The sequence below is a fragment of the Mesobacillus thioparans genome (genome assembly GCF_965138835.1).
Classification (GTDB): domain Bacteria; phylum Bacillota; class Bacilli; order Bacillales; family Cytobacillaceae; genus Mesobacillus; species Mesobacillus thioparans.
On sequence record NZ_CBCSFH010000008.1, the window covers coordinates 65,339 to 82,719 of the forward strand.

The following is a 17,381-nucleotide window of genomic DNA, read 5'->3' on the forward strand; positions in this document are numbered from 1 at the left end:
ATTCTAAGTCTTATATCCTATTATTTTAGGAGCGAAACTCCAAAATGAAAATTAAAACATTTTTCCAAAAACAATTGACGGCTTGTCAGACCACTAACTATTATACCATTCGTACCCATTTACAGTATTAAAGTTATATTACAATCATAAGACACCATTGTTCCTCGATTGCCGTCAACTTATAATGAATTGTAGCACTAAGTACCCGTGTCGAACATACAAACGGTGTCGAATATAGTGTTGGGAAATTTTTGAGAGAGGTGAGCCAAATTTGCTTGCTAGTTACTATACCGTAAAAGGTTACGGAGAACACGAAATCGAGATCCAAAGATCCCGATTCATCGCATATATACAAAGAGCCGAGACAGAGGAAGAAGCCCAGGAGTTTATCCAGAAAATCAAAAAACAAAATTGGAACGCGACGCATAATTGTTCTGCTTATATGATTGGTGAAAACGACCAGATACAAAAAGCGAATGATGATGGAGAGCCTAGTGGGACTGCTGGCGTGCCGATACTTGAAGTACTGAAAAAGAAGCATTTAAAAGACACCGTTGTGGTCATTACCCGTTATTTTGGCGGAATCAAGCTCGGTGCTGGCGGTCTGATCCGGGCTTACGGGAAGTCAACGTCCGAGGGACTTGCAGCAACAGGCATTGTGGAAAGAAAGCTTATGAGAATTATGCACACGACCATTGATTACACTTTGCTTGGAAAAGTGGAGAACGAACTTAGGTCCTCTGTTTATCAATTGAAGGAAATCCATTACCTGGATAAGGTGGAAATCGAAGCATATGCAGAAGATTCCCAGACCGAAGCTTTTAAAGAGTGGATGGTTGAGATGACGAATGGGCAAGGTCATATTCGACCTGGGGAAGTAATCTACATGGAACAGGATGTCTGACAAAAAATTCAATTTACGAATCAGCCGAAAAGTTGTAAAATGAAGGTTGGGCAATTTTAATCTTTACAATAAATTAACATTAGAATAAAGGAGATTAATATATGGCTTCATTTAGGAGCAATAATAATTTTCATAAAAAGCGTTTAAGAAGGAAAAGAGTCATTCGTTGGGTCTTACTGCCACTATTGCTTATTTCACTAAGTCTCGTAACATACGGTGCATTCTTATTTAATAAAGCTGAGTCCGTAATGGAAGAATCCTACAACCCAATTGACCGCGAAGGAAAAAGAGCCGTAAATCCGTTCGATGAAAACTTTTCTGTTTTGTTTATCGGGGTCGATGACAGCAACAAACGTCAATTTGAAGGAAACTCACGGACTGATGCTTTGATGCTTGCTACGTTTAATCAGGATGATAAGTCAATTAAACTTTTAAGTATTCCCAGAGATTCATACGTCCATATTCCCGAAAAAAATATTTATACAAAGATTAATCATGCACATGCATATGGCGGCGTAGAACTTACATTGGAAACTGTAGAAGAATTGCTTGACGTTCCAGTAGATTATTATGTGAAAATGAACTTTGATGCATTTATTGATGTAATTGATGCTCTTAATGGAATTGAAGTTAATGTGCCTTATACGTTTACAGAGCAAGATTCTCAAGATCGCAAAGGTGCCATTACATTAAATGAAGGTTTTCAAACTCTTGACGGCGAGGAAGCTCTTGCACTAGCAAGAACTAGAAAGCTCGACAACGATATAGAACGCGGAAAACGCCAACAGGAAATCATTAAAGCAATTATCAAAAAAGCGGTATCTGTAAAATCGATTGGAAATTACACTGATGTAATGGAAGCAGTCGGTAAAAATATGACGACAGACTTAAGGTTCGACCAGATGAAATCATTCATTGAATATGCTACTGCAGGAAGCAATCTAAATACAGAGACATTAAATCTTGCTGGATCAGATTCAAGAATTGATGGAATTTATTATTACCAGCTTGATGAATTAGCATTAGCGGAGACAATCGCAACATTGCAATTGCATCTCAATATTAGTCCTGATGATCCTGCTGCGACTACCACAGATACAAATAGTGACAGCATGACATCAGACCAAACTACAGCTAATGATGGCCAATCGATGACCCCTTAATAGGGGGTCATTTTTTTATGAAATTAAAAACTAAAAACCCTCGCCTTAAATAAGGACGAGGGGAAGTTTGTTATCGATTTTTCGCAAATTTAATCCCTTTCATCATATTTAGGAGAGGCTTATAATCTTTGCTGACCAGTCCCACGCTCTCCACGATTAATTCAATGGAAAGGATGATGATAGTAAGAATCAAGAGTGATCCCCACATAGTTGTAAAGGAAAAGATGAATCCAGTAAGTCCGAACATGGCACTTATTGCATATATCAATAACACTGTTTGACGGTGTGTGAATCCGAGGTTTAGCAAGCAGTGGTGCAAATGCGATTTATCAGGTGCTGCTAATGGTGCCTTCTTAACAAGGCGTCGGATAATCGCGAAAATCGTGTCTGTCATTGGTACTCCGAGCATGATGACGGGAATGATAAAGGAGATAAACGTTACATTTTTAAATCCTAGTAAGGAAAGTACGGCTATCATATATCCCAGGAACAATGCGCCCGTGTCGCCCATAAAAATCTTCGCTGGATGAAAATTAAAAATCAAGAAGCCTAAAGTACTTGCAAGAAGAAGGAAGCCGATCGTCATAACGTATACATCGCCCATCACAATGGCCATTCCTGAAATCGAGATTAGAGCAATGGAGGAAACTCCCGCTGCCAAACCATCCAGACCGTCAATTAGGTTGATTGCATTTGTAACCCCAACAATCCATAGTATGGTGATTGGTACACTAAATGCTCCAAATTCAAGCCTTCCTCCAAAAGGAAGGTTAATGAAATCAACATCAATCCCGCCCCATAACACGACAATCAGTGCGGCGGCAACCTGGTTCAAGAATTTATATCTTGCCTGAAGTTCAAAGATGTCATCCAAAACCCCGGTCAACACAATAATGATACTTCCGGCAACGATCGCCAGGTGATACGGGCTTTGTGGATTCATGATCAATACTCCAGCTGCAAAGCTAATATATATCGCTAGTCCGCCCATACGGGGCATGATTTTCTCATGAACTTTTCTTTGATTTGGCCGATCTGTTGCTCCAACTTTAAACGCCAATTTTTTGATGATTGGTGTAATAAGAATGGAGCATACAAAACATAATATCAAGGTCATATAGAACATATAGACCCTCCTCATGATTATGATGCCCCTAGAACCATTAAATATAAGGATTCTAAAACAGCTTCAAACGTTCCTATTATAGCATATAATAGCAAATGTTAGTGTAACAGATTCGTAGATTTGACTTAAAATAATGGAAATTATATATTTTATACCCTTATTAACTAAGGATGAACCTTTATCTTAAACTTTGCTGCCACATTATTGACGAGACAGAAAAGAAAAAGTTACACAACTAAGAAGATTTTTTCTTACCAGTTCGTAGTACTTCCAAAACAAAGATTGGCAGCACCAGCATCCTGCGCCAACGTGAAGGCTGTTTTAATAAGCGGTATAGCCATTCTAAATTCAATTTCCTCCAAATACCTGGCGCACGTTTGACCGTTCCCGAAAGTACATCAATACTGCCGCCAACCCCCATGAAAACTCCCTTTTGAAAAGAAGATAGATGGGAAGAAATCCACTGTTCCTGACGAGGAAACCCTAACGCAACAAGCACAAGATCTGGTTCCTTATTTTGAATCTCCTTCACGATTCCCTCTTCATTCCCAGAAAAATAACCATGGTGTCTTCCAACCAATTTTAAGCCTTTAAAATTTTTCTTGATGTTGTCAGCCGCAGCAGCATTAATCTCTTCTTTGCCGCCCAGTAAATACACACTCCAGGAATTTTGGGCACACATCTCTAAAAGCCTAATGGTTAAATCGTATCCTGTTACTCGTTCTTTAATCGGTGTCTTTTGTATGCTGGATGCAAGCAAAACACCAAATCCGTCAGGTACAATATCATCTGCACACTTAATTATTTTTTCATACTCCCTGTTTCTTTTAGCAAACATCACAATCTCAGGATTAGCCGTCACAACGAAGGTCTTTTCCTTGTTCAAAATCTTGACTGCAAGCTTGTCTGCCATATCATCAAATGTAATGTTGGTAAAAGGTATTCCTAGTATGCTGATTTTTGTATTTTCCATGACAAAATCCTTTGCAATTTTTAATGTCAATAAAACCAACTTTCACTTAAAAAGACCCCTTTATAAGGAAATGGGGTCTTTAATGGCTATTTCGCAATCATTTTACTTTGCTTACTTATAACTTCTTCACGGAATTTCTTTTGTTCTGCGGCAGTCATCGACTTATATTTCTTCAGAAACTTTTCATATTCAGGAATGACTTCAGATACTGGACCATATTGCTTGATCTCACCGTACTCAAGCCAAATCGCTTTTTCACAGAACTCTTTGATTTGTCCCATTGAATGACTGACAAAAAAGATCGTCTTCCCTTTTTCCTTGAATTCGAACATTTTATTTTTTGATTTCTGGGCAAAAGCCTGGTCACCTACAGATAATGCTTCGTCAATAACGAGTATATCCGGGTTGACTGTAACAGAGATCGCAAACCCAAGCCGAGATTTCATACCGCTGGAATACTTTTTCACCGGCTGGTCTATAAACTTTCCGATATCAGCAAAATCAATAATCTCAGGTTCCATCTCTTTGATTTCTTTCTTGCTGAATCCTAACATTAAGCATTTGAGCTCAATATTCTCACGTCCAGTCAGCTGATTATTCAAGCCAGAAGAAATCGCAATCAATGAAGTTTGGCCTATTGTCTCAATTGTTCCCATAGTAGGCGGAATGACTCCTGCAATAATGTTAGACAAAGTGGATTTCCCTGAACCATTTACTCCTACGAGCCCAATAACATCCCCTCGTTTAGCCGTAAAAGAGATATCCTGCAGCGCATAGAAATCCTCTCCATAGCCTCCGGGTAAAATGACATCAAGCAACTTTTCAGATGGTTTACTATGCATTTTATACTTTTTATAGACATCTTTAACAATAACTGTTTGACTCATTAATAGCCACTCCCATTACATATAATCAATAAAGTGGTTACGGAACTTCAAATGAAGAATAGATCCCAATGCGAACAACACTATAATTAATCCCCAAAAATATAAGGTATATAGAGAGTTCTGCAATGCATACCACTGTGTACCTATTAGAGCAGCTCTATAGCCTTCAACAAGATAGTATAAAGGATTAGCTTTTAATAATAATGTCAAATCCATTCCTTTAAACACAAGTTTATCTGTATGCCAAAGCAATGGAGTAAGATATAGCAGCATTTTTACGATGGATTGGACAATTTGCTGTACATCCCTAACGATCGTAGAAAGAGTAGAGGTAATTAACCCTAATGAAAAAAGAAAAATGATTGATGAAATCATAAAATAAGGAAGTTGCAGGTAATATATTGACATTTTATACTCTGTAAACTGTAGTAGAATCGTTACTATTCCAACAAGCATAATATGCTGATAAAATTTAGACATGATAACATATGAAGGGATAGCACTCATGGGAAAACTCATTTTGGAAATTAATTGGATTCTTGAATAGATAGATCTTGAGGTTTCAGTTATTCCCTGATTGGCAAAGAACCATAAAACCATGCCGGAAAGAAGCCAGATAAAGAAGGGAACCTGGATTCCGTTACCCATATCGATTTGAGCACCTTGACGAATCCCTACCCCAAAGACAAACCAATAAATAGAGAGTTGTATCATTGGATTTAAAATTTCCCAAAGGATACCAAGGTAGTTATTAGCATTAGCACTTTTCATTTCAAAAGCAGATAATCTTAAAATAAGATAAAAAGAGCTTATCTGTTCCTTTATTACAGTTAACATTGACTTCATAAAAATATCCTTTCCGAAAACGATTAATTATCCTGTACATTATAACCTATTTTCCCCGGTGCATGCTAAATAAAAACATAAGCTTCGAAAGACCAATCTTTCGAAGCCCAAATTATAATGCTTGCTGGTGTTTTACTTCTTTGAAATCCTCTTCGAACATATAATTGACCAGATTTCGGCTAGATGCTCCATTTGAATATTTATTCCATTTTTTCGAGAAATCTTCAACTATTTTTAAGTCAAATTGATTCTGAAGGATTAATTCAATAATGGTATCTGTTTCTTTTACAACCGGGCCAGGGAAACTTCCTTCGATGATTCCCCTTTCTCTGCTATACTTTTCCAAGTCATAGGTGAAGAAAAGCATTGGTTTTCCAAGCAAAGAAAATTCGTACGGAATAGATGAATAATCTGTAATTAAATAGTCAGCAATGACAAGCAGGTCATTAATATCGTAGTCACTGCCAGAGTAGTCAAATACAAAACCAGGATATAACTCAGAGTAATCCACGGATTTTTTTATCGCGGGATGAAGTCGAAGAATTAGAACATAATCTTCCCCTAGCTCCTGCTTCATTTTCCCTATATCAAGCTTAAGGCGAAACTCATCAAGTTCGTTGTCCCGATAAGTCGGAGCATAAAGGATAATTTTGTTATCGGCGAACTGCTTATTCTCTAGCTTCAATTTACTAATTACTTTTTTCCTTGCATCCTCATTAAAAAAGAAATCAGTTCTCGGTATACCGGTTTTCAATATATTTTCATTCTTCACATTAAACGCCTTCATAAAGATGTTTGCCATCACATCTGAACCAACGACCACTTTGTCAAACTTTTTATATACAGCTTTAAAACGCTTTAGTGCTCTATGACTTCTTCCTGTAATTGATCGATCCTCAAGACCGAATTTTTTAACAGCCCCTGTTGCATGCCATAACTGGATACATTCGACTTCTTCCCGGAAATTAGTTACAGCCAAGAAGCCGAAGTAATTATCAACAAAGATTTTCTTTGATGTTGCAAGATGGTATACAGACTTTAACCAGTTAACGACATTGAATGATTCAAATGGAACTGGGACAATATATTCATGATCCTTGAAATAAGACAAACCTTTTCCTTTACATAAAAAAACAACATCATCCTGGATATTTTGACGTCGCATTTCCTCGAAGACATATTTACTGTTATCGCCAAAGGTGACAACAAAGGTTGTCTTGTCCTTAAGCGGCATTAAGTTAAAAAACATAAACACCAGCCTAAAGACAAGAAGATAAAGAGAAATGGCCAGTTCCCTAGCCATTTTTCACCTTGCTATTTAAATCGTTTTTTATCTTTGATGTCGAAATGCCGATCGTACGCGGCAAGTAAATGACTTCACAGTAGTCTTTGAGGAAATCGAATTTGCCTTCCCAATCATCACCCATGACAAAAATATCAATGTTATTATCAATGACATCCTGAATCTTTTGGTCCCAAGTATTTTCAGGAATTACTTGGTCAACGTATCGAATGGATTCAAGAATCATTTTTCTGTTTTCGAAACTATGGTATGATTTTTTATTTTTCCCTGCATTGAACACATCTGTTGAAAGGCCAACCGTTAAGTGATCACCTAGTTCAGCAGCGCGTCGAAGCAAGTTAATGTGTCCAAAATGCAATAAATCAAAAGTACCGTAAGTTAAAACCTTTTTCATTATTTAGTTCCTCCTCGGATTATTCTGCTCTATGGTCAATTGTCGCAATATTTACAATAAACGAGTATTTTTTACAAAAAATTAATCTACGTCTCATTATAAAACTAGGAAACTGTAATTTCAATGCCATATTTTAACTTACGTTGTTAATATGAACGTAAAATATTTGTAATTCAAATACCCGTTAATTAGAATACTAATCATAAAAAGAAGGACAGGTAAAGAAAAAATGCCTTACCAGTCCTTACATTCCCATTAATAAAGTTCTTTAATGATGTAGGCTGCACTAACCCACCCTTTAGTACCGTCCGCCAGCACTACTTTATACCAGCCTTTTGAGCTATCTGTTACAATCTTGCCCTCTTGATCCAAAGCCAGATGGACATATTGATTTAGTTTAAGCACGGCAATGCGTTCCTGTTTAGTCGATGCACTTGGCCGAACGTTCAATGATACAGCCGTAACTCTCCCCAAGTTCTTGACTGATATATAATTCTTATAATCTACCAGTCTAATATCTTCTGTCCATAAAATTTCATCTTCTACCTTGACCTTCATCCAGTAATCATTGGTTTTTTCAAGCAACTGGAATTCCATTCCCTTTTTTAATGTTTTAACTATTTCATTGTTGCCTTTTTTACTGCTCAATCCAAGGCCTTTCTTAGCAACTGCCTTTATTCCTTCAGGGAACTTGTCGCTGCCAGCTGGTTTTGTAGGAAAAGCTGGAACGGTTAAATCAGGCTTAACTGAGTTGTAGTACTTCTTGTCATAAGGAAGCATTCTTTCCATATGGGCAGCAATCGCCTTGCCCCAATATGGGTCACTTGCATAATAAAAATTCATTCCTTCACTGCTCTCTTCTACCCTTGCATTCGACAACGTCTTTGTACTGAATCCCAGATATGCACCTTTATACTTCCAATTCCCCGGATTCAGATAAGTCGCTTTCATTTCTTGTGCAATATACTCAATGTTCTGTTCAACTGTTCCAAAGCGATAAGCAGCAACATATGGTGCAGCATCAAAAGCTCCGAAACCAAATAAATTTCGCTTTCCCAGTGAGATATTGGACAATCCATAGGCGCTTTCATGGATTGCATGCGCTGCCAGATACAATGCATTAACTCCATATTTGTCTCCTGCATCGATAAAAGCCTGTCCCTTTCCTTTAAGGACGCTGGTTTTTCCCGCTATAGACTTGTCAATATACTGATCAATTTGGGCTGCCTTTACTGGGGACTTGGTTCTCAAATCAATGAACTGGTAACCGCTGCGAGTGGTAAGAGGATCCCCCGTTCTCACCTTTTCGATATACTTACCAGAAACATACCCTGTTTTTCCACTATAGGTGACCTTGTACCAGCCATTAGAAACTTTATGTGTGGGAATAATAATTTCCCCTTTAGGAATGGTGGCAAGGATGGCTCCTTCCTCACCAGCTGTACTTCTTAAGTTAAGGGAAGCTGTTGTCGCATAAGTCTCCCTCACCAAAGCCTCTTCTTCTAACGAAACAGCTTCCTGCTTAATGGTGAAGTCATCGCCATAAAAATATCCTGTCTTTCCTCCGTATGAAGCTTTATACCAGTTTCCGACACGGTAGGAGGTGGTCAAGATCGTTCCTTTAGGTATGGCATTCACTTTAGCGTGCGAAACACCATAGTAGGAGTACAAAATTGAATCCTTTTGGGCAACGAAAGTCGATTTAGATATTTTTGCCTTCGTTTGTTTTTTTACATCTTTGCTATGTATATAAAACTTCTTGCCTTTATAACTTACTCGATACCATTTTTGGCCCTTACTGTTAATGATTTCTTGAGTAGAGAAAAAACCTGTATTTTTTTGTATAGCATAGACAGCATTTTTCTTGGTGTCAGGCTTGGAATATAGAGCGGATTTCTGGTCCGCTAAATAATAGGTTCCGCTTGTTTTTGTATATTTATAGTATTCTTTTAAGTATTTCCCACTTACCCAGCCTGTTTTTGTTACTTTCTTACCTTTACTTGAATAGGAGTAAGAAACCTTTTTCCATGTACCTTTACTCTCAGTTGATACCACCACCTTACTTTTAGGTACGGTGATGACTTTTTTGTAATTGGTGCCTGCCCCTGACCGAAGATTCAAGCTGGCAGTTGTTTTATAGTTCGTTTTTGCGTATTTAGCTTGACTAGTTGGAACAGACTTTTTTGTCATTACAGTGCTTTTCTTCTTTAAATAAGCTCCACTTACCCATCCAGTCTTTTCCACAGTCTTATCTTTACTTTTGAAAGAAAACGAAACTTTATACCAGTCACCCTTCCTTTGAAAAGACTTGACTGTTTCTCCTTTGGGTATTGTCAGAATTTTTTTACTCCTTGTTCCTGGCGCTTTACGTAAATTTAAATTAGAGATAGTTTGATACTCCACAATCTTTGTTTTAATTTGAGGTGCAGCTTTTGCACTTACATAAAAAGGAAGATAACTCGGAACCATTCCCCATAATAGTATCAAAACTAACGCAGCTATAATTATTCTTCTAATTTGCTTCATAACCCACCCTTTCCCTTCATATACTTTCAAAGTTCTCTATGTTCTTCTAGTACATTATAACTATCGGAAATAATATGGAATTTATAAGTTTTATTACCAAAAAAAAAACTGATAAGCCCACCAGATTATGGTTACTTATCAGTTCTTTTATCGTTTTATTTTAATTCTCTTATAATATACGCTGCACTAACCCAGCCTTTAGAACCATTTGGCAGTTTAACTTCATACCAGGACTTATCACTGTTCATAGAGAGAGTTCCATCGGACTTTAATACCAAGTGTACATACTCGCCAAAAGAAAATGTGCCAATAGTTAAATAAGATGTGGATGGTCCTGATCGGACATTTAAAGCATCAGCTGTGACTCTTCCCAAATTTTTGACGGAGAGATACTTCGTATATTCATGCAACTTAATCTCATTAGTCCAGAATGCACTATCGCTTCCTTTTACTCTTATCTGATAATCATTTCTCTTTTCAAGAAGTGTAAAATCTGATCCGGCTTTGATAGTACCAATATCCTGCTTCGCTGTTGCAATGATACCTACCGGGAAAACATCACTAAGAACAGGCGCACTAGGTCTACTTGGGATACTAGTATTTATAGCAGCACTGCTGTAATAAGCTTTATCATACGGTAGTATTTTTTCCATATGAGCCGCGATTGTTCTTCCCCAGTATGGATCGCTTGCATAATAGAAATTCATCCCTTCACTATTAGCATCAATTCTAGTATTACTCATATTCTTGGTACTAAATCCAAGGTATGCTCCCCTATACTTCCAGTTATTTGGATTTAAATAGGTTGATTTCATCTCTTGTGCAATAAAGTCAATATTTTGATCAACTGACGAGAAGATGTAAGACGAAAGGTATGGTGCTGCATCATATGAGCCAAACCCAAAAAGATTCATTTTCCCTAGTGCAATTGGGGATGTACCATAAGCACTTTCATGGATAGCATGAGCAACCAAGTACAAAGCATTCACTCCATATTTGGCTCCAGAATTTATGAAAGCCTGTCCTTTTCCTGTTAAAATACTGACCTTCTTATTTATATTTACATATTTCTCTATATAGCTATTGATTTGGGCAGCCGTTACAGGGCTTTGGGTACGCAAATCAATAAACTGGTAACTATCATAATTGGTTATTGGATCTCCTGTTAAAACTTCTTGTACATAAGAACCCGAAATATACCCTGTTTTATTTCCGTATGAGACTTTATACCAACCGTTTGAAGTTTTATGAGTTGGAGCTAAAATTTCTCCAGAAGGTATTTGGTCCATGACTTGAGTAAGTTCATTAGGATATTTCCGTAAATTCAAGTTTACATTAACAAGATACTTCTTGTTGTTCAGTAAATTCTCTGTGAATGACTCAAGGACTTCAAAGTCGCTTCCATTTACAAAACCTGTTTTACCACCATAGGAAACCTTATACCAGTCCCCTACGCTAAAATTAGAAGATAGGTCCGTCCCCTCTGGAATTTTAGATAATGTATCAAATATCGAGCCGTGGTAAGCAGATAATAGGACTTCTTTTTTTGCTATCAATTTTAGTGAAGGGAAACTTTTTGATAATTCCATTTTCAAATCGTTTCCATGCACATAAAGTGTCTTCCCGTTTACATATACCCGATACCAGGTTTCTCCTTGACCATTCGTGATTTGCTGGCTTGTATACAAAACATCTCCTGAAGAAATGCTACTATCTGGTTGATGTTTAGTATCTGGAGTTGTGTATAGATTTGTCGGTTTGATTATCGAAAAATAAGTACCATTGATTGTTTTAAATACATAAGGCTTTTCGATTACCTTACCATCTACCCAACCAGTCTTTGTAACATTGTTCCCATTTTCGATATGGCTAAAAGTAACCTTATACCAATTCCCGACACTTTGACTGACTAAAATTTCGGTATCCTTAGGCAAACTCCCAAGCTTATTGAAGATATATCCATGGTATTCATACATATCTGTGTCGGCTAATACAATATACTTATCATCCTTGAAGGACCTAGATACGGATTGAGTCAGGTCATCTCCTCGGACATAAAGTGTTTTTCCATTAACAAACACTCGATACCATAGCTCGTCAATTCCATTTACGACTTTTTGTGTCGTATAAAGTACATCCCCAGGCTGTACGCTGTTAACTGGTGTATTCTTATTATCAGGTGTGGTATATAGATTAGAAGACTTGTTAACGGAAAAATATATACCACTAATATTGGTATACTTAGATGCTTTTTCTAAACCACTTGTATGCATCCACCCTTCCGAAAGGGCCCCGCTTCCATTAATAGATGAAACTTTGTACCAATCTCCAACACGTAAATTAGAGGATACTTTTGTCCCTTGGGACACCTTTCCCAGACTATTGAATACCGTGCCATGATAATCATACATATTAGAATCAGCAATTACCTCATACTCGGCATCGGGCATACTTTTTGATTCAGTTACCGTTACATCACCTGAGTGAATATATAATGTTTTCCCGTTAACAAAGACTCTGAAGTACCTCTCCCCATAACTATTGGTAACTGCCTCAGTTGTATAAATAACATCTCCAGTTCCAACCGTTTTGACAGGAGTAGATTCTTTAACTGGGAAAGCGTAAAGATAAGAATTTTTGTTTACCGAATAATAAGAGCTACTTATATTGGAGTATTTATAGGACTCTTTAAATCTATCCTTTTTCACCCAACCTGTTTTATTGATTTCCTTCCCATTATTCATTACCTTGAAACTGACTTTAAACCAGTCACCAACCCTTACACTTGATATGACTTTAGCCCCTTTAGGCATGACTGCCATTTCACTGAAAATTTCCCCATGAAATTCATACAAACTTGAGTCATTTAGTATTTCATAACTAAGCGAAGGTAAATTCTGTACTGATATACCATTTAATGACTTACCAGGTATATAGAGCAATTCTCCATTAATATAAACTCTGAACCAAATTTCACCTGAGTTATTTGTAACCTGTTGAGTTGTATAAATAACGTCACCTTTACCAATCTTGTTTACAGATTGGAATTTAGTATCTGGTGTCTTATAAAGACCAGTTTCATCATTGACCAAAAAGTAAGTTCCACTTATAGCTTTATAACTATAGGATTTTTGGACATCACTACTCTTTACCCAGCCAGTTTTTGTCACCTGATTCCCATTAGCTTGATAAGTATAGCTTACTTTATTCCAATCGCCTATTCTAAGGTTAGTCGTTACTTTCTCACCCTTCGGAATACTTAGCAGTTTAGTATATATGGTTCCGTGATAGTCAAATAGATTTGTGTTATTGATAACATCATAATTTTCTTTAGCAAGATATTTAGGTTCAGAGTTTGTAACATCGCTGCTATTGATATAAAGTGTTTTTCCATTCACATACACTCTATACCATTTCTGTCCAATACTATTAATAACTTCTTGACTGGTGTAAAAAACATCACCAGAAGAAACAGAGCCGACAGCATCATTTTTTGTATTAGCATTCGAATAAAGGTTGGTGGCCTTATTCGCAAAATAATATGAACCAGAAATACTTGTGTATTTATAGTACTCCTGCAAGAAATTTCCGACTACCCATCCTGTTTTAGTAATGTTCTTATCATCACTTTTGTAAGTATAGGATACTTTATACCAATCCCCATCTTTCTCAGAAGAAGTCACTATCTTCCCACTAGGAATCGTCAATAATAGACTGAAATTAGTACCCGGACCTGATCTTAAATTCAAATTAGCTGTAGTTTGGTACGTGGTTTTAGTGAATGCAACTGTTTCAGATGCTTCCACTTTTATCGGTAGCACTGGCGATAATGATCCAGCTACTCCTCCAAAAACTAGACTAGTAGTTAGTATAGCAACCTTTCCTGCCTTCTTCATTTTCCCACTTCCTTTTTTTCTCTGTCCAAGACCCCTCTTCAACATCGTCATTAGAAAAGCAATATACTACAAAATCTGACAAAATATCTTAAAATTACTACTCTATTATTATCGGTATAATATAAATATAAGTAAAGGTTACTTTTAACCTATTTCAAAAATTAAACTATAAAAATAATGGTAATTATTGATTTATTTCCCAAAACAAAAACACCTAATTAACTGATTCCTGCTAATTAGGTGTTTTGATTTTAGTTAATATTACACTTTCCTAAAATAATTTGATCCACAACTCTCTCACTGGATTTCCCGTCCAAATCATCAAAAAAATAACGAACGAACGGCTCGATTTTCTCCATATTGAAATTGCGCAGCTGAATCTTCTGAACAATTTCCTCTGCAGTCCGGACAAGGGGTCCAGGAATAAAGGAGTGGAATTCATAATAAAAATCGCGCGTCCTCACATATTCCTCTACATCAAAAGCAAAGAAGAGCATAGGTTTATTCAGTAAGGCAAACTCGAAACAAACAGAGGAATAGTCTGTAATCAGGATATCGGTAATGAACAACAGGTCATTGATTTCCCGATAGGAAGAGAAGTCATAATAAAAATCACTATATTGATACGGAATACTAAAATCATTTTTAACAAAAGGATGGATTTTAAACAAGAATACATATTCCTCATGCAAATCTTGATATAGTCTGTTCAAATCGAGCACTTCCATCGGGTAGTGGGCCGATTGCTGCCCATTTCCCCTGAATGTTGGCGCAAACATAATGACCTTTTTCCCTTTTAAAAATGGGTATTCTCTGTACAATCTTTCTTTTACAGACTCTTGATAGGCTCGGTCAAAAAAAACATCCGTCCTTGGAATGCCCGTTGGAATAACCTTATCTTTTTCAATTCCAAAACCTTCGGCATAGTGCCGTGCTACATTCGTTGAACTGACGATCGCCTTCGAATAATTCCGGTGATTCCTGGATCTCGGGGAAGGGCCGCCCGGCCGCCCCAAACGGCTGAAACCAAATGTCTTAAATGCTCCAACCGCATGCCATAACTGGATTAACTCTGCTCCATTTCGGATTTTCAGCGAATAGACCATTGGATAAAAGTCATCCAATATCACAAATTTTGAGGTGGCAATTTGATAAGCCAGTTCCACTATTTCTTTATATGTTTTTTTCTCCGCAACACCCTTTTTCAGCATAGTATGGATTTCAAATTTATGATTTCGACGAATAAGCTCATCATAAACAAATTGGAAATTACCACTCATACCTGAACGGCTATCTGACGCGAAGATGATTTTGTTCTCGTTTAACGGAAGGAGGCAAAACACGCGGTAGAGAATGATGAATACTGTTTTCGTAAAAAAACTATAAAAAATGCCACGCTTATTTTGGTCAGCATCTAAGGACATTTCAGCGGGATTCATATCTTTCAATTTACTGGAATGAATTTTCAATGTCTTGCGAGGCAAATCGTACGTTGCCAGCAAATTAAATTTCATTTCCTTTTTCGAAGAATAGTACTCCATTTTCGAAGAATGGAAACCATTCTCAAGATATCCTTCTATATTACCCAGCGGGAATCTTTTCCGATAATGCTGATCCCCCAGAACATGTACTTCTATCTCAAGATATACACTGTACTCCCCATGAGGAAGAGGTGCGTTATGGTCAAGAGTGGCAAAATTGATCTTACCCTGGAAGCCTGCCCAGTAGTACTTTCCTTCTATATCCAGAGGCTGATCAAGCCCATCAATCCCAACATCTTTCAGAGGGATGGTGATCTTGATACCCGAAGAACTTATCAGCACAAGTCTTTTCTTTACCAGGTCATCCTCTTCCAAAGGAATTGCATCCAAATAAAAATATCCTTTAATATCGAGAATTGGACCATTCCATTGCATGAAGGTGATTTTCCTCCGAGGAATTAAATTCTCCTCGATTCCCGCCATTTCTGCAATCAAGGGTAAAGATTGACTCAGGTTTTCCTTGCTGACTATAAGTTTATCGTCCTCGTGTACGACAAGCTGGTCTGTATAGTTACCATACTCAATCTGCGTCGCTTCATTTCGTTGGGAAGGTTTGCTTTTTCCCATTAATCTTTTTATCTTTCTCTTCACTCTCGAAATCATGCCGGTGATCTCCAATCTTATGTATTTCCAGGAAACAAAAAGAACCCTTAACCACTGATTTCTTCTGACAAGATATGTTGGACAATGCGCTCGGAAGCCCTTCCATCTCTATAGTCGAAGAATCGTTCCTGGAATCTCTTGATCGTATCCATTGAGTATTCATTTCTTTTAATCCATTCAGCCAATGCCTCTGTCCGATCGAAAACCGGTCCTGGCACCATGTTCTTATAATCAAGATAAAAATCGCGTTCCCGTGCGTATTCATCAAGGTCATGGGCAAAGAATGCCATCGGTTTTTCCAATAAGCTAAAGTCAAAAATAACAGAAGAATAGTCTGTTACCAAAACATCAGCGAGGTACATCAGTTCCTGGATATCATAGTCATTTAGGAAATGGTAGACGAAATGATGGTCCGACATATCGGGCACCTTCATATAGGGGTGTAAATGTATAAGCACAGCATATTCGTTCCCAAGCTTCTCTTCAAGCATATTAAAATCGATTGGGCACTTGAACGCTCCCTGATAATGACTTCTCCCGCGGTAAGTTGGTGCATACAGAATCAACTTCTTCCCTTTGAGGTCAGGATAGTGACTGTAGAATCGATCAGCCAAAGTGCCTTGATAACTCCTGAAAAAGTAGTCCGTTCTCGGAAGACCGAGCGGGAATATTCGATTCTCATCCATCCCAAAGGCTTCTGAGTAGTATGGAATAACCTCAGATGAACTTACATAGAGACGGGAATAATTTGAATGAACACGAACATGCTTTAAATACTCAGGGCTTGGACCAAATGGTTTCCCTACTGTACTAAGGCCAAATTTTTTAAAGATCCCTGCAGCATGCCATAACTGGATCACTTCCGTACCTTTCCTGGGCTTTATGAAATAGACTGGAATATAAAAATCATCAATGATAAACTTCGCAGACGTCGCCAGGTGGTAGGTTGCTTTTATCAAATGGGTGAAGTATGCCAGCTTTCCCCAAATGCCACCCCTCAACCTCCTGAGCAGATAAACATACTTCTTATCAGGGTATGTCCTATTCATTTCTTCCGATAAATATAATAAATTACCAGACAAACGCTCGGACCGATAGGAAGCAAATGTCACTTTATTTTCATTTACCTTAAATAAAAGACAAGATGAGAAATATACAAATTGGAGGACCTTCTTCGTCATAATAGTAGATGCAAACTTGAACGGCATTCCTCTCCCCT

The 17,381-nt window shown here is 37.5% G+C and carries 12 protein-coding genes and 1 pseudogene; 2 read left to right on the plus strand and 11 right to left on the minus strand.

What is annotated here, in order from left to right; translation table 11 throughout:
• The first annotated feature begins 271 nt into the window (after window positions 1–271).
• Complete coding sequence (locus ACNAZ4_RS14235; protein WP_415815263.1) at window positions 272–904, plus strand: YigZ family protein; 633 nt, start codon at window positions 272–274, stop codon at window positions 902–904.
• Between the two features lie 101 nt (window positions 905–1,005).
• Window positions 1,006–2,067: an LCP family protein gene (locus tag ACNAZ4_RS14240; protein WP_415815265.1), complete on the plus strand. Its 1,062-nt coding sequence runs from the start codon at window positions 1,006–1,008 to the stop codon at window positions 2,065–2,067.
• A 70-nt stretch (window positions 2,068–2,137) separates the two neighbouring features.
• Here the strand turns inward: ACNAZ4_RS14240 and ACNAZ4_RS14245 are convergent, their stop codons facing one another.
• The 11 genes and pseudogenes from ACNAZ4_RS14245 to ACNAZ4_RS14295 all read right to left on the minus strand — a co-directional run bounded on the left by ACNAZ4_RS14245 (window position 2,138) and on the right by ACNAZ4_RS14295 (window position 17,370).
• Window positions 2,138–3,193, minus strand: a complete 1,056-nt coding sequence (locus ACNAZ4_RS14245) for a glycosyltransferase family 4 protein (RefSeq protein WP_415815267.1) — start codon at window positions 3,191–3,193, stop codon at window positions 2,138–2,140.
• A 235-nt stretch (window positions 3,194–3,428) separates the two neighbouring features.
• Complete coding sequence (locus ACNAZ4_RS14250) at window positions 3,429–4,166, minus strand: WecB/TagA/CpsF family glycosyltransferase (RefSeq protein ID WP_415815269.1); 738 nt, start codon at window positions 4,164–4,166, stop codon at window positions 3,429–3,431.
• Between the two features lie 86 nt (window positions 4,167–4,252).
• Window positions 4,253–5,053 carry a teichoic acids export ABC transporter ATP-binding subunit TagH gene (gene tagH, locus ACNAZ4_RS14255; protein WP_415815271.1) on the minus strand — a complete coding sequence of 267 codons (801 nt, stop codon included), beginning with the start codon at window positions 5,051–5,053 and terminating at the stop codon, window positions 4,253–4,255.
• Between the two features lie 15 nt (window positions 5,054–5,068).
• Complete coding sequence (locus ACNAZ4_RS14260) at window positions 5,069–5,899, minus strand: ABC transporter permease (RefSeq protein WP_415815273.1); 831 nt, start codon at window positions 5,897–5,899, stop codon at window positions 5,069–5,071.
• A 112-nt stretch (window positions 5,900–6,011) separates the two neighbouring features.
• Window positions 6,012–7,148 (minus strand): CDP-glycerol glycerophosphotransferase family protein, encoded by a 1,137-nt coding sequence (locus ACNAZ4_RS14265; RefSeq protein WP_415815275.1) that lies wholly within the window; start codon window positions 7,146–7,148, stop codon window positions 6,012–6,014.
• A 46-nt stretch (window positions 7,149–7,194) separates the two neighbouring features.
• Entirely contained in the window at window positions 7,195–7,596 is a 402-nt protein-coding gene (gene tagD / locus ACNAZ4_RS14270) for a glycerol-3-phosphate cytidylyltransferase (protein WP_415815277.1), read from the minus strand.
• Window positions 7,597–7,851: 255 nt separating this feature from the next.
• A complete protein-coding gene (locus tag ACNAZ4_RS14275; RefSeq protein ID WP_415815473.1) occupies window positions 7,852–9,786 on the minus strand; it encodes an SH3 domain-containing protein in 1,935 nt (644 codons plus the stop codon).
• 27 nt (window positions 9,787–9,813) lie between these two features.
• A pseudogene (locus ACNAZ4_RS14280) lies at window positions 9,814–10,122 on the minus strand (SH3 domain-containing protein); the annotation flags it as partial.
• 155 nt (window positions 10,123–10,277) lie between these two features.
• Window positions 10,278–14,018: an SH3 domain-containing protein gene (locus ACNAZ4_RS14285; RefSeq protein ID WP_415815279.1), complete on the minus strand. Its 3,741-nt coding sequence runs from the start codon at window positions 14,016–14,018 to the stop codon at window positions 10,278–10,280.
• Between the two features lie 251 nt (window positions 14,019–14,269).
• On the minus strand, window positions 14,270–16,162 hold the full coding sequence (locus ACNAZ4_RS14290) for a CDP-glycerol glycerophosphotransferase family protein (RefSeq protein ID WP_415815281.1): 1,893 nt from the start codon (window positions 16,160–16,162) through the stop codon (window positions 14,270–14,272).
• 47 nt (window positions 16,163–16,209) lie between these two features.
• Window positions 16,210–17,370 carry a CDP-glycerol glycerophosphotransferase family protein gene (locus ACNAZ4_RS14295; protein WP_415815283.1) on the minus strand — a complete coding sequence of 387 codons (1,161 nt, stop codon included), beginning with the start codon at window positions 17,368–17,370 and terminating at the stop codon, window positions 16,210–16,212.
• Between the last annotated feature and the right edge of the window lie 11 nt (window positions 17,371–17,381).